General features: G+C 63.4%; 13 protein-coding genes. 5 read left to right on the top strand and 8 right to left on the bottom strand.

Features of this window, described 5'->3' with window-relative positions; all coding sequences use genetic code 11:
* Positions 1–82: 82 nt before the first annotated feature.
* Positions 83–781, bottom strand: a complete 699-nt coding sequence (locus GE027_RS05355; protein ID WP_153556153.1) for an MOSC domain-containing protein — start codon at positions 779–781, stop codon at positions 83–85.
* 515 nt (positions 782–1,296) lie between these two features.
* Between GE027_RS05355 and GE027_RS05350 the strand changes: the two genes are divergently transcribed.
* From GE027_RS05350 to GE027_RS05340, 3 genes are all read left to right on the top strand, one after another.
* Positions 1,297–1,800 carry a calcium-binding protein gene (locus GE027_RS05350; RefSeq protein WP_202617334.1) on the top strand — a complete coding sequence of 168 codons (504 nt, stop codon included), beginning with the start codon at positions 1,297–1,299 and terminating at the stop codon, positions 1,798–1,800.
* A gap of 272 nt (positions 1,801–2,072) precedes the next feature.
* On the top strand, positions 2,073–4,097 hold the full coding sequence (locus GE027_RS05345; RefSeq protein ID WP_237607300.1) for a PSD1 and planctomycete cytochrome C domain-containing protein: 2,025 nt from the start codon (positions 2,073–2,075) through the stop codon (positions 4,095–4,097).
* On the top strand, positions 4,090–5,559 hold the full coding sequence (locus tag GE027_RS05340) for a DUF1501 domain-containing protein (RefSeq protein WP_237607299.1): 1,470 nt from the start codon (positions 4,090–4,092) through the stop codon (positions 5,557–5,559). Before GE027_RS05345 ends, GE027_RS05340 begins: the two co-directional genes overlap by 8 nt.
* Before the next feature lie 17 nt (positions 5,560–5,576).
* Here the strand turns inward: GE027_RS05340 and GE027_RS05335 are convergent, their stop codons facing one another.
* Genes GE027_RS05335 through GE027_RS05320 form a run of 4 tightly spaced genes read right to left on the bottom strand, consistent with a single transcriptional unit; the run spans position 5,577 to position 13,457 of the window.
* Positions 5,577–6,974, bottom strand: a complete 1,398-nt coding sequence (locus tag GE027_RS05335; protein ID WP_153556152.1) for a DUF1501 domain-containing protein — start codon at positions 6,972–6,974, stop codon at positions 5,577–5,579.
* Between the two features lie 18 nt (positions 6,975–6,992).
* On the bottom strand, positions 6,993–9,347 hold the full coding sequence (locus GE027_RS05330) for a DUF1549 domain-containing protein (RefSeq protein WP_162006587.1): 2,355 nt from the start codon (positions 9,345–9,347) through the stop codon (positions 6,993–6,995).
* A 44-nt stretch (positions 9,348–9,391) separates the two neighbouring features.
* Positions 9,392–10,849, bottom strand: a complete 1,458-nt coding sequence (locus tag GE027_RS05325) for a DUF1501 domain-containing protein (RefSeq protein ID WP_153556150.1) — start codon at positions 10,847–10,849, stop codon at positions 9,392–9,394.
* Positions 10,850–10,862: 13 nt separating this feature from the next.
* The gene (locus GE027_RS05320) at positions 10,863–13,457 is read right to left on the bottom strand and encodes a PSD1 and planctomycete cytochrome C domain-containing protein (RefSeq protein ID WP_153556149.1); all 2,595 of its coding nucleotides are present in this window, start codon (positions 13,455–13,457) and stop codon (positions 10,863–10,865) included.
* Between the two features lie 241 nt (positions 13,458–13,698).
* On the opposite strand from GE027_RS05320, the gene GE027_RS23555 reads away from it, so the two are divergent.
* Positions 13,699–16,647, top strand: coding sequence for a response regulator (locus GE027_RS23555; RefSeq protein ID WP_261344030.1), 2,949 nt, complete (start codon positions 13,699–13,701; stop codon positions 16,645–16,647).
* A 155-nt stretch (positions 16,648–16,802) separates the two neighbouring features.
* Complete coding sequence (locus tag GE027_RS05310; RefSeq protein WP_153556147.1) at positions 16,803–17,714, top strand: ATP-binding response regulator; 912 nt, start codon at positions 16,803–16,805, stop codon at positions 17,712–17,714.
* Between the two features lie 178 nt (positions 17,715–17,892).
* Here the strand turns inward: GE027_RS05310 and GE027_RS05305 are convergent, their stop codons facing one another.
* From GE027_RS05305 to lpxD, 3 genes are read right to left on the bottom strand one after another with little or no spacing between them, the layout of a single operon-like run.
* Complete coding sequence (locus tag GE027_RS05305) at positions 17,893–18,867, bottom strand: DNA cytosine methyltransferase (protein ID WP_153556146.1); 975 nt, start codon at positions 18,865–18,867, stop codon at positions 17,893–17,895.
* Positions 18,868–19,764 carry an LpxI family protein gene (locus GE027_RS05300; RefSeq protein ID WP_153556145.1) on the bottom strand — a complete coding sequence of 299 codons (897 nt, stop codon included), beginning with the start codon at positions 19,762–19,764 and terminating at the stop codon, positions 18,868–18,870.
* A 22-nt stretch (positions 19,765–19,786) separates the two neighbouring features.
* Positions 19,787–20,968: a UDP-3-O-(3-hydroxymyristoyl)glucosamine N-acyltransferase gene (gene lpxD / locus GE027_RS05295; RefSeq protein ID WP_153556144.1), complete on the bottom strand. Its 1,182-nt coding sequence runs from the start codon at positions 20,966–20,968 to the stop codon at positions 19,787–19,789.
* Between the last annotated feature and the right edge of the window lie 9 nt (positions 20,969–20,977).

The following is a 20,977-nucleotide window of genomic DNA, read 5'->3' as shown; positions in this document are numbered from 1 at the left end:
ACCAAGTGCAGCGTCGCGGGACGTTCGTCCGAAAACCGATTCCACGCGGGCGGGAACAGCCAAGCGATGATCGACAAGCGAGCTACCGGTGGCCGCCGTCCAGGCGAGCCGAGGCGTCGGCTTCGACGCCGGTTGTAGCCCGCTTCGAAAGTGTTGCTTGCCAAGAAGCCGACAGGGCAGGGCAGGCGGCCAGTTGCAGGTCGTCGCTTTTCGACCGCGGTTTCGCATACATGACTTTGTTGGCCCAGGCCACGGTCAATTCGGGGTAGGGGCGATCGATCAATTGCACAGCTTGCCCCGCTTCGATCGGCCCCTCTTCGAGAACGCGGTAATACCAGCCGGTCCGGCCGTATTTCTGAACCAATACGGCCAGTTTCGGCAGTTTCCAGTGCCGGGCGAGTTTCCAGCACGGTCGTCGCGGCTGGGACAACTGCAGCCGACAGCCACCGATCCCGACGACGTCTCCGACGCAACACCCCGTCTCGTCAAAGCCGGAGATCGTCAGGTTCTCGCCAAAACCGCCCTGGCCAAAAACCACGTCCGGAAAGTCCTCGCGCCACGCCTCGTAGTGCGCGGCCGCATAGGCCAGCACCGCCTTGTCGGGGCCGCCGTGGTGCTTGAGGTCCGCTTGACGGTCACCATCCAGATTGGTCTGCCGGACCTGCACCGGGCCGGTGACCGACCGTTTGGCGATCGCCGACGTCCACGCCTTCTCCGCGTCGCCGTCCCCAACGTAACGGCGCGGAAGTCCAACCTGGATGGAATCGAGTTTTCCGAGCATCACCGGTCGCTCAAGGTCATGCCGAGGTCCCCGGTGTCGTCGGAGAACAAAGCCGGAAAAAAAACTAGTCGACCACCGCGTTCGATGGCCCCATCGATCTTCATGGCCCATCGATCTTATCGGGCCGAGAGCTTCCTCGCGACGCCGTTCCGGTGGCGAGGCGGCGATTTCCAGCCGGCGGCACGTCCCATCCCGCGATCTGCGCCGAGCACACCCGGTCGATTATCGACCACCGACTCAGCTGCCTGCGCGATAAACGACCATTCGCCTCAACCGGAAAAATCCAGAGGACCGCAAAGAACCCCCTAACACTGGGGATTTATCGATAGCGGCCCTTCTGGTGGACGGGTTGGTATTGCGTTTGCGAAAGGGCCTTGCGAATCGGCCGGTAAAGCTTCGCTGCGACGCCCGCGTTCGATGTGGAAAGCGGGCGGGATGTGGAAAGCGTGGGTGATGCCGGCTCGCTTCTTGGACGTATGGTTTTCTCACCGCGCAGGAATAAAAGGATGATTCAAATGACAACCAAGACCCTGTTGAGCAAGATCCTGCTGAGCCTGGGCGCTGCCCTGTTGTTCACGTCAAGTGCCGCGGCAGACACGTTCCTCCCGAGTGCGAACGGTTATGGGCAAGTGATTTACGTCGGCTACGACGGACGCGTTGTCGGCGGTCCGCTGCACGGCCTGCCTTACTTTGGCGTGTTGGTCGGCACCGAAGGCAGCGATCTGATCTTCGGAACCGATGGGCGCGACGTGATTGTGGGTTTGGGCGGCAATGATGCGATCTACGGGTTCGGCGGCAATGACCAGCTCGAGGGCTTAACCGGCGACGACTACCTCAACGGTGGCTCCGGGTTTGACATCGGCATTGGGGGTCCGGGCTGGGACGTTTGCACCTACAACACGGAGCTTCGCATTCTGTGCGAATCCCACGGCTCAATACCTCAGGGGCCGGCATCCGCCGGAGGTCAGAGCGATCCCCCAGTGCCCGCGCTGCCCGACTTATCTTTGCTGCCGCTGTAAGGTGAAAGTGCGGGGATCGAAATCGCTGCAGGCAGCCGCGTCTGCCTGCAGCGGTGGCGCAACGGGGTTAAGATGAAAGGCAGCCAGGCTGACTTTCTTCCCCCCGCCGATTGCCACTCCTTCGGAGTGATTCCCCGCACGAGTAACCTATGCGCAGCGTCCGCATTCGATGGTCCCTTGCCGTTTCATTGATGGTGATCGGCTGCTGCGCAGGCAGCCACGGCATGGTGTTGCAAGCCGCATCGGGAGAGGCCGGGGATTTCAGAGAGGCCGTGGATTTTAACCGGGACGTGCGACCGATCCTGGCGGAGAACTGTTACGCCTGCCACGGCTTTGACGAAGCGGCTCGCGAAGCCGACCTGCGGCTGGACACCTTTGCCGGAGCCATCGGCAGGGACGGCGGCAACGCGGCGATCGTACCCGGCAAGCCGGACGAAAGCGAATTGGTCGCCCGCATTCTGACGGACGACGCCGACCTACGGATGCCCCCGGTCGATTCCGGCAAACGGCTGACCGACGCCCAGCAGCAAACCCTGCGGCGATGGGTCGAGCAGGGCGCGGCCTACGAAACGCACTGGGCCTTTGTCCCGCCGCAAGCCCACGAACCGCCGCCGGTCGAGGGCATCTCGCACCCCATCGATCGATTTATTCAAGCTCGCCTGGCCGGCGAAGGCATCACGCCCTCACAACGAGCGAACAGTGAGACGCTGATTCGCCGCGTCAGCTTGGACCTGACCGGTCTGCCACCCACCCCCGCCCAAATCGATGCCTTTGTCACCGCCGCGGCGGCGGATCCCGAGGCGGCCTACCGCGAACTGGTCGAACGATTGCTGGCCAGCCCTCACTACGGCGAACGCTGGGCACTGTGGTGGCTGGACCAGGCACGCTATGCCGACAGCAACGGTTACTCCATCGATGCCCCGCGGCAGATCTGGGCCTATCGCGACTGGGTCGTCGATGCCTTCAATCAAGATATGCCGTTCGACACCTTTACGATCGAACAACTCGCCGGCGACCTGCTTCCCAGCGCCACAGAGCGTCAAAGAATCGCCACCGGCTTTCACCGCAACACCCAGATCAACCAGGAAGGCGGCATCGACCGCGAGCAGTTTCGCGTCGACAGCGTCTTCGACCGAGTGGCTACGACCGGCACCGTTTGGCTGGGTTTGACGATCGGCTGTGCCCAGTGCCACGACCACAAATTCGATCCCATCTCGCAGGTCGAATACTACCAGATGTTCGCTTTCCTGAATAATCAGGACGAACCGTCGATGAAGGTCTATGGGCGGGACGGGGACGCCGGCGAGGCCGAAGGCGATGCCGAACCGCTGACCACGACGTTGGTTTTGAAAGAACGCGCCCAGCCGCGTAAGACGCACGTGTTGATCAAGGGCGATTTCACCCGGCCGGGCGCCGAAGTGACGCCCGGTACGCCTGCGGTGCTGCATCCGCTGGAAAGGCCTGCGGAGCGCACCGACGAGCCGCTCGATCGGCTGGATCTGGCCCGCTGGATCGTCAGCCCCCGAAACCCACTGACCGCCCGTGTGATCGTCAACCGCCTTTGGCAACAACACTTCGGTCGCGGCTTGGTGGAAATCGAAAACGACTTTGGCCTGCAAGGCTCCTCGCCGTCCCATCCCGAATTGCTGGATTGGTTGGCACTGGAATTTGTTCGGCAGGGCTGGAGCATCAAAGCGATGCAGCGATTAATCGTCAGCTCGCACACCTACCAGCAAACGTCGCGACTGCGGCCGGAACTGGACGAGCAAGACCCCGAAAACTATCTGCTGGCCCGCCAGCGTCGGCTGCGGCTGGACGCGGAAATCATCCGGGACGCGTCGCTGGTCGCCAGCGGCTTGTTGTCGCCCAAACTGGGCGGCCCGCCGGTGTATCCGCCGATCCCCGAGGGCGTGATGGGGCAGGGACAGGTCAAACGAGCGTGGAAGGCCAGTGTCGGCGAAGATCGTTACCGACGCGGCCTGTACACGTTTAAGTTCCGCGCTACGCCCCCGCCCGCGTTGAGTGTCTTTGACGCCCCCGATGGCTTCAGCACTTGCACCCGGCGGCTCCGCAGCAACACGCCCCTGCAAGCCCTGACACTGATGAATGATCCGGCGCATGTGCAGTTCGCCACCGCGCTGGAAAAGATCATTGTTCGCGACGGCCTGGAGACCGCGTTTCGGCGCTGCACTTCGCGAACGCCCACCGAAGACGAGTTGGCTGTGTTGACCCAGCTCGATCCGCTCAGCGCCGCCCGGACGCTGCTGAACCTGGACGAAACAATCACTCGTGAGTGACCCCGTAACGATGTCAGACAAGATGCAAAACCGCGACCGGCTGCGCGAGGAAACCCGCCGCCATTTCTTCTCCCGCTGCTCGATGGGCGTGGGCTCGATGGCGCTGGCGTCGCTGATGGCCGATTCGGCCGGGGCCGCCTCGGCGGCTGAGCCGATGCAACCCAAAACGCCGCATTTTCCGCCCAAAGCCAAGAACGTCATCTTCCTGTTCATGGCCGGCGGCCCGTCCCAACTGGAGACGTTCGAGTACAAACCGGAGTTGACCAAACGCAACGGCGAACCGATCCCCAGCAGCTTTGTCGAAGGCAAACGCTTTGCGTTTATGGACAGCAGCCACCGCAGCGACCTGTTGGGCACGACGCGTTCCTTCCGCCGCTACGGCAAAAACGGTACGTGGGTCAGCGATCTGTTGCCGCACACGGCGAACATCGTGGATGAATTGACGATCGTCAAAACCTGCAAGACGGATCTGTTCAATCACGCTCCGGCAAAATTCTTTATGAATACCGGCAGCGGTTTATTCGGGCGGCCCAGCATGGGCGCCTGGGTGACCTACGGGCTGGGCAGTGAGTGTGATGATTTGCCCGGATTCCTGGTGCTGCAAAGCGGACCGCGCGGACCGCGTGGTGGGGCCGTACTGTGGGGCAGCGGCGTCCTGCCGACGACCTATCAAGGCGTACCGCTGCGCAACCAGGGCGATCCGATCCTGAACCTCTCCACCCCGGAGTCGATCGAACCTGCGCAGCAACGAGCCGTCGTGGATGCGGTCCGCGAATTGAATCTCAAACGCTTGGTCGAAACCGGCGACGAAGAAATCTCCACGCGGATCAACGCCTACGAACTGGCCTACCGCATGCAAAGCTCCGCGCCGGAATTGATGGACACGGCCGGTGAGAGCGCCGAGACGCTGGCCCTGTACGGCATCAAGGATCCCAACGAATCGAGCTATGCCAGAAACTGCCTGCTGGCCCGCCGGCTGGTCGAACGGGGCGTGCGATTTATCCAGCTGTATCACACCAATTGGGATCACCACGGCGGCCCCACCGAAAACCTGCAGAAACACTTGCCGGAGATCTGTAAAGAGATCGATCAAGCCACCGCGGCGCTGGTGATGGACCTGAAACGCCGGGGTTTACTGGACGATACGATTGTCATCTGGGGCGGCGAATTCGGGCGCACGCCGATGGGCGAAGTGCGCGAGAACACGGGCCGCAACCATCACATCGATGCGTTCACGATGTGGTTTGCCGGCGGCGGATTCAAGGCCGGGCATGTGTACGGCGAAACCGACGAGTTTGGCTTTGGCGCGATCGAAAACCCGGTCCATGTCCACGACCTGCACGCCACGATCCTGCATCAGTTGGGGCTCGATCACAACCGCTTGTCGGTCCGCTTCCAAGGCTTGGATTTTCGCCTGACGGGCGTCGATCCGGCGCACGTGGTGAAAGACCTGTTGGCGTAAGCGGCCGCCGCCCACCGCTACGCCAAGATCTCGTCGACGACGCGACCAAACACGTCGGTCAGCCGAAAATCGCGACCGGCGTGACGGTAGGTCAACCGTTGGTGATCGAGTCCCAGCAGATGCAGGACGGTCGCGTGCAGATCGTGCACGTGCATCTTGTCGGCCACCGCTTTGAAACCGAATTCGTCGGTCTCGCCGTAGGTCATCCCGCCCCGGACACCACCGCCGGCCATCCACATCGTGAATCCGTGGTGATTGTGATCGCGGCCGTTGCCGTTTTCCGACGTCGGCGTGCGGCCGAACTCGCCGCCCCAAATGACCAGCGTCTCGTCCAGCAGCCCACGTTGCTTGAGGTCCGCCAACAGCGCGGCGATCGGCTGGTCGATGTCCTGACACAGCTTGCGGGTCGTCTTGTCGTGGTTGCTGTGCGTGTCCCAGGGTTGGCCATTGCCGTAGTAGACCTGCACGAAGCGCACGCCCCGCTCGACCATTCGCCGTGCGAGCAAACAACCGTTGGCGAAGTGCCCCTCGCCATAGGCCTGCCGCGTGGCCTTGGTTTCTCGCTGCAGGTCAAAGGCTTCGTGCGCTTCGGACTGCATCCGAAAGGCCGTTTCCATGGCTTCGACGCGCGCTGCCAGCGTGGAGTCGTTGCCGCGCTGGGACAGGTGCGTCGCGTTCAACTGCTGCAACAAGTCCAGCTGGTCTCGCTGCGTTTGCGAATCCCAACGTCCGTTGCGCAGGTGCGGCAACATCTTTTCAGGATCGATGGTCGAGTGGTTGATGTAGGTGCCCTGATATTTCGACGGCAGGAAGGCACTATTCCAGAGGATCGAAAACCGTACCGGCCGGCCGGGACACAGCACCAGGTACCCGGGCAGGTTCTGATTCTCGCTGCCCAAGCCGTACAGGAACCAGGCGCCCATGCTGGGCCGGGTCGGGATGATCGTGCCGTTGTTCATCTGCAACAGAGCCGGACCATGATTGGGATTATCGGCGTGCAGCGCATTGAGCACGCACAGATCGTCGGCATGCTGGGCCAACCGCGGCAACAACTCGCTGACCTCTAGTCCGCTGTCGCCGTGGCGGCGGAAACGAAACGGCGAGGGCAGCAGGCCGGCGGTGGGTCGCTCGGTCAACAGGTCGGCCCCCGGTGGCCGTGTCCCGGCATACTTTTCAAGTGCCGGCTTGGGATCGAACAGGTCGCCCTGATACGGCCCGCCGTTCATGAACAGATGGATCACCCGTTTGGCCTTGGGCGGAAAATGCGGACCGGCCGATGTTCCGGCCTGACCGGCCTCGAGCCGCTCCGCCGAGCTCATCGCTGCCGCGGCACCCAGCATTCCCAAGCCACCGCCCAATTGTTGCAGCAGAGCACGACGGTTCACGCTGGCGGTACTGTTCGTAGGCGTACGCATCGTTTCCTTTTTGTTTCTCTAATCCACGAACATAAATTCATTGGCCGCCAACAGGACGTGCAGGTAGGACTGCCATCGCTCCGCAGCCTCCTCCCCATCGCCGGCGGACACGTACGCGACGCCCAGTTCCCGCTCGCCCATCGTGGGGCCGCGTCCATACAGCAACCGGTAGACGCGTTCGATCCGCTGGGCGGCGGAGGCATCACCTGCCTCTCGCTCTAGTCGCTCCAGCAGCCGGTCCGCGTGGCCAAGCAGCAGCGGTCCATTGAGTGCATACAATCCTTGCAGGGCGGTGGTCGTGACCGAGCGTGCGGGGCTGTGCTGGGTCGGATCGGGAAAGTCGTGCACCATCAGTGTGGCCGCCATGTCGCGGCGGTGCACGGTGGCATACAACGTTCGCCGGCGATTGTTTGCGTCATCCACCGGCTGCGAGGGTCCACCGACTCGATGATCCAAGGCGCCGCTGACCGACAGCACCGCATCGCGCCACGGTTCCACATCCAAGCGCCGAGTCTCCATGCGTGACAGCCAGCGATTCGGGGGATCGGCCGCAAGTTTCTTCGGCGAAGTCGATGCGGCCTGTCGCCAGGCGGCCGAGAGCACCAGCTCGCGATGCAACCACTTGAGCGACCAACCCTCGGCGATCAAACGCGCGGCCAGATCGTCCAGCAACCGGGGATGCGACGGCGTGTCGCCCTGCCGTCCGAAATTGCTGGGCGTGGCCACGATGCCGCGACCGAAGTGAGCAAGAAAGATGCGATTGACGATCACGCGGGCCGTCACACTGCGGGCCTCGCCGGTCATTGCTCGCGCCAACTCCAGACGCCCGCTTCCCTCGGTGAAAGGTTGTGGCTGGTCCGTCAATACGGTCAGAAAGCGGCGCGGCACGATGGGGCCCGGCCGGTTCGGATTGCCGCGAATGAAAGCCGGCAGGTCGCGCGGCTCGGGCCGGTGTTCGAACGCCGTACCTTCTTCGGGCGTTTTGCCCGCGCGGACCACATACGTCGACTCCTCCACCAGGGCGTTGACCAGCGGCACATCGTAGTTTGGTGTCGTTTGCCGGATGCGTTCGATTTCCGCTTGGCGGCTTTTAATCTCCGCTTGCCGTTTTTCCGCGTCCTCGGACTCCGCCGATGGCTTTTGTTTGCGCAAGGCCTGGATCTCTTTTTCGAGCGCCGCCACACGCTGCTTGGCCTTGCGCACCGGTTCGTAAGCGGCCTCGTCGATCAGCGGTCGTTCGGCATGCCGAACACTGGCGAACACGCCGGCCAGGGCGTAGTAGTCTTCGCTGCTGATCGGATCGAACTTGTGGTCGTGACATCGCGCACAGGCCACCGTCAGCCCCAGAAACGTCCGCGAAACCGCGTCGACGCGTTCTTCCCATTCATCGGCGACGATCGTTTTGATGATCTCACACGGCAGTTTGGGTTCTTTCCAGTAGGCCGGGCTGAGGCTCAAAAACCCCAGTGCGGCCAAGTCCTCGGGCCCGGTTTCGGGCATCAGGTCGGTGGCCAATTGACGATGCACAAAACGGTCGTAGGGCACGTCGTCGTTGAGAGCGGCAACAACCCAGTCGCGGTACAGGTAGGCGTGACTGGTTTGCGGCAGCCAGCTGGCCGTGCGGTCGGTATAGCGAGCCATGTCCAGCCACCACCGCCCCCACTTCTCGCCGTACCGGGGTGAAGCCAACAAGCGATCGACCAACCGCTGGTAGGCGTCCACGCGGCGGTCCTGGACAAACGCGTCGATCTGCTCGGGCGTCGGCGGCAGGCCCAGCAGGTCGAAGTACAACCGTCGAATCAGGGTCACACGGTCGGCCGGCGGCGCCGGCTCGAGGCCCTGGCGTTCCATCGCGGCCAACAGAAAGTGGTCCGTCCGGGTGCGCGGCCAATCGGAGCGAGTTACCGTGGGCAGATCCTGGACGTGTGCCGGCTGGAACGCCCAGTGCTGGCGTCCCTGTTGCCAATCGATGCCGGCGGCCGCGGGCCGTGCCGTGGCCGGCGTCGAGGGCATCGCCGCACCGTCGCGAACCCAACGGACAAGGTGTTCGATTTCCCGTTCGGACAACTTGCCTTCGGGGGGCATCTGGATGTCGCCGTCATAGCGAACGGTCTGGATCAACAGGCTGTCGGCGGGGTGTCCCGGCACGACGGCAGGTCCACTATCGCCACCGGCGGCCAGCCCATCGGCAGCGTCCAGACGCAAACCCGCGTGCATGGTGTCGGATTGTTCGCTGTGACATTCGTAGCAGTGCTGGACCAGCAACGGGCGAATCTTGCGTTCGAAAAAATCCAGCTGGTCGGCCGAAACCGTCGCCGCGGCCGTCTCGGCTGCCGTGACCACCGCGGTGGGAGTCATAACCGTCGGGCTCATCACGACGGCCACACAGAGCGCCAGCCTAAGGACGCCGCGAGGAATCATGCAAAGATCTCCCGCACGACGTGACCGGCCACGTCGGTCAAACGGAAGTCGCGGCCGGCGTGTCGATAGGTCAGCCGCGTATGATCCACGCCCATCAGATGCAGGACGGTCGCGTGCAGGTCGTGGATGTGAACTTTGTTTTCGGTGGCGTAATAACCGTATTCGTCGGTGGCTCCGTACTGGATCCCACCGCGGACGCCGCCGCCCGCCATCCACATCGTAAAGCCTTCGGGGTTGTGGTCGCGGCCATCGCGTCCGCTGCCCTGACAGGTGGGCGTTCGACCGAACTCGCCGCCCCACAGGACCAAGGTATCTTCCAGCAAACCGCGGGCTTTCAGATCGCGCAGCAGGCCCGCGATGGGCCGATCCACTTCCGCCGCGTTCTGCTCGTGGCCTTTGCGAAGGTTGCCGTGTTGGTCCCACTGGACTTCGGTATTGCTGTGCGTGATCTGGACAAAGCGGACGCCGCGTTCGACGAAGCGCCGCGCCATCAGACACTGTCGTCCGAAATCGGCCGTCGTCTCTTGGTCGATTCCGTACAGCCGATGCGTGTGGGCGGTTTCGGCCGCCAGATCGAGCGCCTCGGGCATTTCGGTTTGCATCCGAAAGGCCAGCTCGAACGACTGAATGCGAGCTTCCAGTTCCGTATCCGGACCGGTGGACTGTAGGAATTGTTGGTTCAGCGACTGTGCCAGATCCAGCTGCATCCGCTGCAGCTGGCCCGGGTAGAAGTCGTTCTCGGCGTATTTGATCCGAGCATTGGTCGCCGGCTGGCTGGCGTTGCCCAGCGGCGTTCCCGCACAGCTGGCTGGCAGAAACGCCGACCCCCAGTTCTTGGTTCCGCCATGGGCAAGCGTGGGACAGATCGTGATAAAGCCGGGCAGGTTTTCGTTCTCCGTTCCCAGCCCGTACTGAATCCAGGCGCCCATACTGGGCCGCACGAAGACGTCGCTGCCGGTGTGCAGTTTCAGGGCCGCACCGCCATGGGCCGGATTGGTGCCGTGCAAGGAATTGATGATGCACAGGTCGTCCACACACCGAGCGACCTCCGGAAACAGCTCGCTGACGGCGATCCCACTTTCGCCGTACCGCTGGAACTTCCACGGCGAGGCCAACAGATCGCTGGTCGGTGCGAACTGGACGCGTGGCTTTTCGAAGGGCAGTGGTTTGCCGTCGTCCTTCTGCAGCTGCGGCTTGTGATCGAAGGTGTCCATGTGCGAGGGGCCACCCTTCATGAACAGAAAGATCACTCGCTTGGCCCGGGCCGGATGATGCAGCCCACCGTTCTCGAACTCACCGCTGCCCGAACCAGCTCCGGCGGGGGCCGTGTGGCCGGTTCGAGCCAACAGCGACGCGAGCGCCAGCGAGCCGAACCCCGCGGCGGAATTCTGCAGCAACCGACGCCGCGAAAGTCCCAGCGGCGATAACCCCAGCGCATTCGATCCGTTTGTCATGGTGCTCCCGTTTTTATCGCAGGTAAACAAATTCGTGGGACGCGACCACGGCGTGGCAGAGGGCTTGCCACGCGGCCGCTTCGGGTGACGCCGGCGAATCATCTGACTCGGGCGGGGCGGATGCTTTCGCCGCGTACGCCGAGGCAAACGTTTTCAGAAAACGCTCGGCCCCCTGACGTTCGGCCTCCGCCGGCCGCCGCCCGTAGGCCAACAGGTACAAGTTTTCGATGCGCTGCTCCGGCGTGGGCAACGCCTCCAGCCGGGCGGCCAGCGACGTGCTGACCCGCCGGATCCAGGGCGAATTCATCAGGAACAGGGCCTGGGGTGCGACGGTACTGCTTTCGCGATCCCCATCCAGTACGCTGGCGTCGTTGTAGTCGAACAATTGGAACAAGTCGTACAGGTGATTGCGAATGACCGGCACGTAAATCGAACGCCGCTTGGTGTCGTAGGTCGAACGATCCTCGGAGGTGTGATTGAAGACGTATTCGCGGGGCTTGAGCGTCAGCAGGCTGCCACCGATCCCGCGGTCCAGCGTCCCGCTGACGGCCAGATGGGCATCGCGAATCGCTTCGGCCTCCAGCCGTTGCGGCGGGAAACGCCACAGCAGACGATTGTCGGGATCACGGCTGGCGGCGACGGGATCAAAACGGCTGGACGCACGATACGTCTCCGACAACATGATCATCCGGTGCATCGATTTGATCGACCATCCGCTACGCACGAATTGAATCGCCAACCAGTCCAACAACTGCGGATGGCTGGGCGGTTCGCCCTGCAGCCCAAAGTTATCGACCGTGGCGACCAGGCCGCGGCCGAAGTGCCAGCGCCAAAGGCGATTCACCATCACGCGGGCGGTCAGCGGATGGTCGCCGGTGGTCAGCCACTGGGCCAGTTGCAGGCGGCCGCTCTGGTCGTCCGGCAGTTCTGGTGTTTCCGGATCGGTCAGGACGGCCGGGAAGCCACGGGGCACGACGTCGCCCAGGGTCAGATGGCTGCCGCGCAGGTGAATCGCCAGATCCTCCACGGTCCCTTCGTCCAGGCCCATGGCCATCGGGCGTTCGGGGACCGTGTCTTGCAGCTGTTTCAATTGCTCACGCAGCGATTTTAATTCTTCCCGAGCCTCGGGCGAAAATCGTTTTTCCAGTTCTTCGGCCTTGCCCTCGCGCTGCTCTTCGGGCAGGGCTTCGGTGGCCGCTGCGATCCGCTGGTCGAGCTGTTTTTGGACGTCGGCAATCCGCTGCTGATGGGCTTCGTAGCGCTGCGTCTGCTGGGGTGATTCGACCACGTTCTCGTGCCACTCGGCGACGGTCTTGTAGCTGTCCATCGAGCGGGTGCTTTTGAAGATGCCCGCGAGAGCGTGGTAGTCGCGATGCGTGATCGGATCGAATTTATGCGTGTGACAACGGGCGCAGCCCAGGGTCAAACCCAAGACACTGCGGCCGAGCGTATCGACTTGTTCGTCGATGATGTCCATCTCCATCTTGGTCTCGTCCTGTTCGGCCAGCACCTTGGGCCCCAAAACGAGAAAGCCGGTCGCGATCAAACGCTCGTTGCGGCGTTGGTATGCGGGACGGTCATCCGGCGGACGGTTCGCCGCGGGCGAGTCTGTCTGCGATGATTCGGCCGCGCCGATCAAATCTCCGGCGATCTGTTCGACCAGGAATTGGTCGTAGGGTTTGTCGCGGTTCAAAGCGTCGACGACGTAATCGCGATACCGCCAGGCATGCGCATGCACGACGTTTTCGTCCAAACCGTTGGAATCGGCGTAACGAGCCAGATCCAGCCAGTGCCTTCCCCAGCGCTCGCCGTACGCCGGCGAAGCCAGCAAGCGCTCCACGACGCGTTGCCAAGCCTGTGGACTGTCGTCGGCCAAAAACGCGGTGACCTCCGCGGGCGTGGGAGGCAAGCCGGTCAGGTCGAAGGTCGCACGGCGTAGCAGCGTGGCCCGGTCGGCCGGGCCGGGACGCGGGATCTCGGCATCGTCCAGACGCGAGAACACGAACGCGTCGATTGGCTTTAGGCCCGGCGAGACCAACGCGGGGATGCGTGGCAGAACCGGTCGCTGGAACGCCCAGTGCTGGCGAGCTTGCTCCAGATCGATCTCGCCCAGTGGCCGAGGCGCCGGCGTGTCGCCACTGTCCGGATGCGGAGCCCCCATCTCGATCCAACGCCGCAGGTCCGCCACCTGTTGGGCATCGAGTTTCTCATCGGGCGGCATCCGCAGGTCGCTGTCCTGATAGGTGACCGCCGTCAACAACAGGCTGCCCGTGGGCTTGCCGGGCATCACGGCCGGTCCGGCGTAGCCGCCGCGGAGCATGCCGTCGAGCGTATCGACGCGAAGCTCCGATTCCTGGTCCTCCGCGCCGTGGCACCCGTAACAATGTTCCGCCAACACGGGCCGGATCTTCGTTTCAAAGAAACGCACCCCTTCGGCATCGTCGGCCACCGTCACCGCTTCGGCACCGACGAGGAGGGCCGCGCAAAGCGTCCACTGCACGGCGACGCGCCATCGCCGGCCACCGAAGCGGTCGCGTTTCGCGCGTCCGGTGGCGGCGGAATCGTTCCGGGCCAGCTGGGCGAGAGACCGGGGCGCAAGACGCAGCATGACGATGCTCCTGTCGTTTCGTCGTATCAGGTGGGAGGACCGCCAAAGGGATACGAAGGCGGCACGGATGCGATGGCGGGATCGGCGCAGCGGATGTCACCGACTCGGTTGCATGATAACATGATTACAGACGCTTATCTGCAAAAAGGTCAATGCGGTAGTGGAATTTCACGACCCCCAAATGCTTGCCCGGTTCCGCAGAACGGCCGACCTAGCCGCCCTGTCCGTTGGAATCATCAGCGTGACGGTTCTGTTGGGCTGGCTGTTCGATGTGGAACTGCTCAAAGCTTTGCTGCCCGGCAAGGTGGCGATGAATCCAGGCGGAACCGCCGTGGGATTTTTGTTGTGCGCAGCCGCGCTGTGGCTTTCGCGGTCTCCCACCGACCACCGAACGGCACCGCGGCGAGCGCGGCGGACGGCGGTCGTGCTGGGCTGGTTGGTGGTGTGGATGGCCATCGTTCGCATCGTGGGTTACGGCACGGGCTTTGACGCCGGGCCCGACACCTGGTTGTTCCCGGCCAAACTGGAGGCCTACGACGACCATAATCGCATGGCGCCCAACACGGCTCTGAATTTCCTGCTTTGCGGGTTGGCGATCGTGCTGCGGGATGTCCGCTGGCGATTGCGCGGCCAACCGGCGGAACTGCTGACCTTCTCCGCCGCCTTGGTTGCTTTGCTGGCGATCGTGGGATACGCCTACAGCTCGGTCAAACTGATTGGCATGGACAGCTATATCCCGATGGCCCTCAATACGGCCGTCAGTTTCGCAGTCCTTTCTATCGGCATCTTGTGTGTTCGTCCGGCGGATGGCTTGATGGCCATCGCCAGTGATCGCGGGGCGGGCGGCGTCATGCTGCGGCGGCTGCTGCCGGGTGCCCTGCTGGTGCCAGCGGTGGTCGGCTGGCTGGGTATCTGGGGCCAACATCAGGGCTGGTATCAACAGGTGATGGGGCTGTCGATCTTTGCGCTTGCCAACATCGTCGTGTTCAGCGGCTTGTTTTGGATCAGTGCCGCGTCGCTGAATCGCACCGATGCGGCGATGCGAAAAGCACAACTGGAGGCGGAGGCGGCGAACCGTGCCAAGAGCGAATTCCTGGCCAATATGAGCCACGAAATTCGCACGCCGATGAACGGCGTGATCGGCATGGCCAAACTGCTCGCCGACACGCCCCTAGAGAAACAACAACGCGAATTCCTCAACCTCGTTCAACAATCCGCCGATTCGCTGCTGCGACTGTTGAACGACATCCTGGACTTCTCGAAGATCGAAGCCGACCGTCTGGAACTGGAAGAAGTCGAATTCGACCTCCGCGATTGTGTGGGCAAGGCGATGAAATTGTTCGCCCTGAAAGCCGACGAGAAGGGGTTGGAACTGGCCGTGCGGATCGCTCCTGAAACTCCCCACCGCGTGATCGGCGACTGCGGCCGGCTGCGTCAAGTCATCGTCAATTTTGTCGGCAACGCGATCAAGTTTACCGAAGCCGGCGAGATCGTGGTGGACGTCAATCCCGGCCAGCTCTCGGACGACTCGCTCGTCCTGCATTTCAGCATTCGCGACACCGGGATCGGCATCCCCAAAGACAAACAGGCCCACGTCTTTAACGCCTTCTCCCAAGTCGATTCCTCGACCACGCGTCGGTTCGGCGGGACCGGACTGGGCCTGACGATCTCTGCAAGATTGATCGAGATGATGGGCGGACAGGTCAGCCTGAACAGCACTCCCGGCGTCGGGACCACGTTCCACTTTCAGATCCACCTGGGCATCGCGGCCGACCAAACCCTGCGGCAACCCGCCGAACTGTCCCGCCTGGAAAACACCCACGCTCTGATCGTCGACGACAACGCCACCAACCGCCGGATCCTGCAAGAGATCCTGACGCAGTGGAAAGTGTCGGCCGAGGCGGTCAGCAGTGGCGACCAGGCGCTGCAAGCGGTTGGCGAAGCCGAGGCTGCGAACCGGCCGTACGAATTAATCTTGCTGGACTATCACATGCCCCAGATGGACGGCCTGCAGTTCGCCGCCCAGCTCCGCCGCAGCGAACCTTCGGGGGCGTACGAAATCGTTATGCTCTCCTCCACAGCCAGCGGCCTGGAACCAGCGAAACTGCGGCGACTGGGCATCGCACGGTTCATGACCAAACCGGTCATCGCCAGTGAATTGCTGGACGTGATCTTGGACCTGATGGGGATCGCCGTCCCCGCGCCGCGCGAAGTCGAATCCGAGACGCCGCGCAAACAAACGCCCCGCTGCATCCTGTTGGCCGAAGACGGTCTGGTGAACCAGCAGGTGGCGATCGGCTTTTTGCAAAAGTGGGGCCATCATGTGGTGGTCGCCAACAACGGCCGGGAAGCGGTCGAAGCGGCCCGCCAAACACGATTCGACTTGATCCTGATGGATATCCAAATGCCGGAGATGAACGGGATGGAAGCGACCGCCGCGATTCGCCGGGACGAGTCTGGCAACGGACGCCGGCAACACATCGTGGCCATGACCGCCAACGCGATGAAAGGCGACCGCGAACGATTCCTGGCCGCCGGGATGGACGATTACATCGCCAAGCCCTTTGATCCGGCCGGCTTGCAAGCCGTGCTGGCCCGTGCCCCCGAACCTCGCCAATGCGAACCTCGACAACGCGAACCTCGACAACGCGAACCTCGCCAACACGAGCCCACTCCGGCAAACGTCCCGGCGTCGGCAAATGTCCCGGCCTCGGAAAACGTCCCGGCCTCGGCAAACGGCCCGGCCTCGGAAAACGTCCCGGCCGCATCGGATGTCCCGGCCGCATCAGATGTCCCGGCCGCGGAAGTCGCGACCGGTGACAGCCCGGCCGGCGGCCCGGCTGGGCCCGCGGAACCGTCGGGTTTGGACTGGTCGCTGACGCTGCGTCAAACCGCCGGGGACGAAGCTTTGGCCAAAGCGTTGGCCGAGGCCTACGTGGTCGAAGCGGAGGATTTGATCGCCAGGATGCAGACCGCCCTCGCCGACGGCGATCCTCAGTCGTTGTCGCGAGCCGCCCACACCCTGAAAAGCGCCTCCGCCTACTTTGGTGGGCAGGACGTTGTCGAGGGTGCTCGCAAACTGGAGCATCGCGAACCTCAGGACGACATGGACGTGGCCAGACCGCTGCTGGAAGAACTCGCCCGCGCTACCGCTGACTTGGTCAAAGCCATCGGCCAGCGCATCAGCTAGGCGGACTGTCGGGCACACTGACCCTGGGTACGACGGGGCTATCCACACGGCACCGATGGGGGAGGCTAGAATGAAACAGCATCCAGGCGATCAAGCGTAGCGCGTGCTCGACCGCTTGAGGCTTTTCCCGATGGCGTTCTGGCGAGGAAGGTACGATGACATCCGTCACGCGAGTCTTGGTGGCCGAGGACAGTCCAACGCAGGCTTTTCAGATCCGGGCGCGACTGGAGGAGGAAGGGTATGAGGTCAACGTCGCCAAGAACGGCCAAGACGCTCTGGACCTGGTCGCGGTGTTCGGGCCGCAACTGATTTTGACCGACATGGAGATGCCGGTCCTGAACGGGCTGGAACTGGTCACCGCCTCTCGCACCCAACATCCGACCATCCCGATCATTCTGATCACCGCGCAAGGCAACGATGAATCAGCGATCGAAGCGTTGCAGCGAGGCGCCGCGGCCTACCTGCCCAAGTCGCAACTGGGCGATCGCCTGTTGTCGACCATCGACCAGGTCCTGGAACTAAAAAAAGCGGACCGCTCCTACACCGAGCTGATCCAGTCGATGCGCTATAACGAACTGCAGTTCGAACTGCACAACAAAGCCGAATTGATCAGCCCGTTGGTGGAGCTGATCCAACAGATGACCGCGGGCGTTTCGCTGTGCGACGAGACCGGCCGCGTCCGGGTGGGCATGGCGGTCGACTGCGCACTGCGAAACGCGATCTTTCACGGGAACCTGGAATTATCACGCGAGGCGCTCGAGGCGGACAGAGACCGGGCGATCGAGGGCCAGCCGACGCAGGTCGAGCAACGCTTGAAGGAAGCGCCCTACCGTGACCGGCGAACCCACGTGACGATGAAGCTGACCCCCGAACAAGCCCGCATCGTGATCCGCGACGAGGGACCGGGATTCGACACGTCGACGGTTCCGGGAATCGAAGAAACCAAAGTGTTGAACGAACAGTGGGGCCGCGGCCTGGTCCTGATCCGCACGTTCATGGACGAGGTTTCCTTCAACGACCAAGGCAACGAAATCACGATGATCAAACGTTCAAGCGAAACCGGCTAAGCACGTCGCAACATTTGATTCGGCTTTACTCTCCCGCTGCGCGGGAGGGTGTTGTCGCGGGGTTTCACCGAAAGATTCATGCCGACGTGCTTAGGGGTGCGTCAAAGCCCAATCCTAGGGCAGCTGATCTCGCCAGAGATTGGATTGAAGCGGCGAAAAGGTCCAAAGTCTGGCGACTTCAGCTACGGCCAGACCCAAAATCTAACGCTGACGCAGCACTAGGGCGGGGCGTCAGCGAACGCAGCAGGTCGACGATGACGGGAATCGCCAGGCTGTTGCCCAACATCTTCCACTGTCGTCGCAGCGGCACATCATCCGGCCAGGAAAACCGCTCGCGAAAGCCCAGCAGACGCTGGATCTCGGTCGGCGAAAACCGCCGCAGACGCCGGCCGTCCCGCAGGTACGATCCGGCTTGCTTGATCGATTTGCCATAGCCGCCGGTAAAGCAGGCGGTGACCGCGGCCGGGTCGTCGGCCCGCACGATGTCCAGCGCACCGGCGTCCAGGGCCGTCTTCAGCGCACCGGACGGCTCCGGGGGCAACCACAGGGCGTCGGCGACCGCCGCGTCCAGAAAGTCGGCCAGCGGACGCACACCGCTGGCGGGCGTGGGCGGTGGAACCAGCGACCGCGGCGGTTCGGCCGAGACGTCGCGCTGCCACGCGGTCAAATAGTAACGCCGCCGACGATTGGGATGGTGCCAATCCGAAAGACACCACTGCTGCTCGCGCACGCGGTACCCCAGGCGGTCCAGCAGGTCCAGCAAACGTCCGTGATCGGCGCTGCCGGCGAATTCGGGCACGTTCTCCATCGCCAGGGCGAAAGGCCGATCGCGGCCCGCCCGGTCCAGCGCTGCCATCACTTGCAACAGCCCGCCGCGGCGCGGGTCGGCGTCGTCCTGACGACCGCGCCGGCAGTAGGGCTGGCAGGGCGGCGAGAGCCACCAACAATCCGCTCCGCGCCAGTCGATCCGGTGTTGCCAACTGTGCGGCGAATCGATCGTCGCGATCCGCGGCGCCGCACCGTGGTTCCGCTGGTACACCTGTGCGCACTGCTGGTCGATGTCGACCGCTTGCTGGATCGTTCCCAGTCCCGGCCAGCGGGCGAGCGCTTCGGCCACGCCGCCGATCCCGGAGAACAGTTCGAGGATACGCACCTAGGCGGCGACGGTCTGCGAGGCACCGCGGCGCATCGCGACCACGGCGATGCCCGCCGCATCGGCCGCCCGCACCATCTGGTCCTGATCCACCACGATCGTCATTCCCGCTTCGATGGCGATCGCCGTACCGCCGGCAAGACGCACCGTTTCGATGGTCTGGGGACCGATCGTCGGCACGTCGAACCGCATATCCTGATTCGGCTTGGCAACCTTGACCAGCGTCCAGCCGCCTTTGCGACACAGTTGCCCGGTGCGCTCGATGCAGGCGTCCGTTCCTTCGACCGCCTCGACGGCCAGAACCGTTCCGTCCTTGACCGTGATGCTTTGTCCGATGTCCATCCCGCCCATCTGCTTGGCGATCTCCCAACCGAACTCGATGTCGCGCTGCTGGGCGGGTTTGACGTGCCGGCGGGTCAGCATTCCTTCTTTCACGAGCAACTCCGGAGCGATGTCGGTGGCCGGGCAGACGTGCATGCCGCGGTCTAGGTAGGTATTGGTGATTCGGCCCAGCAGACTATCGTCGCGGGTGTCGCGGTGCCGCGAGAACAGCAACGGTGCCAGCGAACGCAGGCAGGTGTAATCGGGCAGGTGTCGCCACAACACCGCGCCGGAAAACAAGACCTGCGATTTGAAGATCTTGCCCGCCATCGTGACTTCGTGGACGCCGTGCTGGCGGAAGAACCGCATGTGTCCGCCAAACTTGGCCACGCCCATCCAGCGGACATGGTCGCAAACACGATGCAGCTGTGGATCGGCGTGGTCGCGAATCGCCACACAGGCGACCCGCAGGCCTCGCCGCTGTGCCGCTTCGGCGACCAGCACGGGAAACCGCCCCCAGCCGGCGATCAGGCCGATGGTCTGACCGGCCGCCGTAACCGTCGTGGTACCGCTCATGCTTTGCAATCCCCTCGTGTTCCTAAGCGGCCTGAGCGTCGGCAGCCTCGTCCGGGCCACCCCGTCCGCTTGGCCCGTCCTGTTCGCTTGGCCCGACCCGTTCGGCTGCGGCGGCCTGTTCGGCTGCGGCGGCCTGTTCGGCTGCGGCGGCCTGCTCGGCGGCTTCCAGCCGAGCGGTCAAGGTTTCGACTTGGCGAACCAGCCGCTGCAGGTTCTTACGCATCTCGGGCAAGCGGCGTTGGACGGCCATGATCTGCATTTGATCGCGTTGGCTGGTCGCCGGGCTGCCCAAATAAACTTGATTTCCAGCCAGGTCTTCCATCACGCCGGCTTGAGCCCCGACGATGGCTCCGTCGCCCAGATGAACATGGTCTTTCAGCCCGACCTGACCGGCCATCACGACGTAGTCTCCGGTGGAACAACTGCCGGCGACGCCGACCTGCGAACAGATCAGATTGTGGCGACCGATTTGACAGTTATGCGCGATCATCACCTGGTTGTCGATTTTGGTGCCGGTGCCGATCCGTGTGGACCCGTAGGTTCCCCGGTCGATCGTGACTCCCGCGCCCAGTTCGACGTCGCTTTCGATATGAACGTATCCCAGCTGGGCCGTGCGAACATGGCGGCCGTCCTGCTGGCGGTACCCAAATCCGTAGGCACCGATCACCGAACCGACGTGAATCGTGACCCGGTCTTCCAGCACGCTGTAGGGATACAGCACGACGCCGGGGAACAACTGACAATCCTTTCCGATCCGGCAGTGCGGCATGACCACCACGCCGGGCATCAGGGTGGTCCCGTCGCCGATGACGGCCCCGGAGCCGACGTGCACGCCGGGATGGATCGTGCAGCCCGTGCCGACTTCGGCATCCAGACTGATGTGAGCGGCCGCGCTGACGCCCTGAAAGTCCTGGGAGGTATCGGGGCGGAACTGACGGATGATGGTTACAAACGCCGCATGGATATCGGCAACGACCAATTGGGGGATGTCGGCATGTTCGACGGCGCGGTCGACGACCACCGCCGAGGCGCCGCTGCGAAGCACCTGATCGATTCGCTTGCAATCGTCCAACAGGGTGATGTGGCCGGCGGCGGCCTCCTGCAGCGGGCGGGCGTCACAGCACTGGGTCGCTGCGTCGCCGAGCACCTGGGCATCGACGAGCTTCGCCAACGTTTCCAGGGAAAAGGTATTCGTTCTATTCACCAGAGCCCT

Origin of the sequence: Roseimaritima sediminicola (genome assembly GCF_009618275.1) — a bacterium.
In the GTDB taxonomy this organism is placed as follows: Bacteria; Planctomycetota; Planctomycetia; order Pirellulales; family Pirellulaceae; genus Roseimaritima; species Roseimaritima sediminicola.
This window is presented reverse-complemented; position numbering and strand designations above follow the sequence as displayed.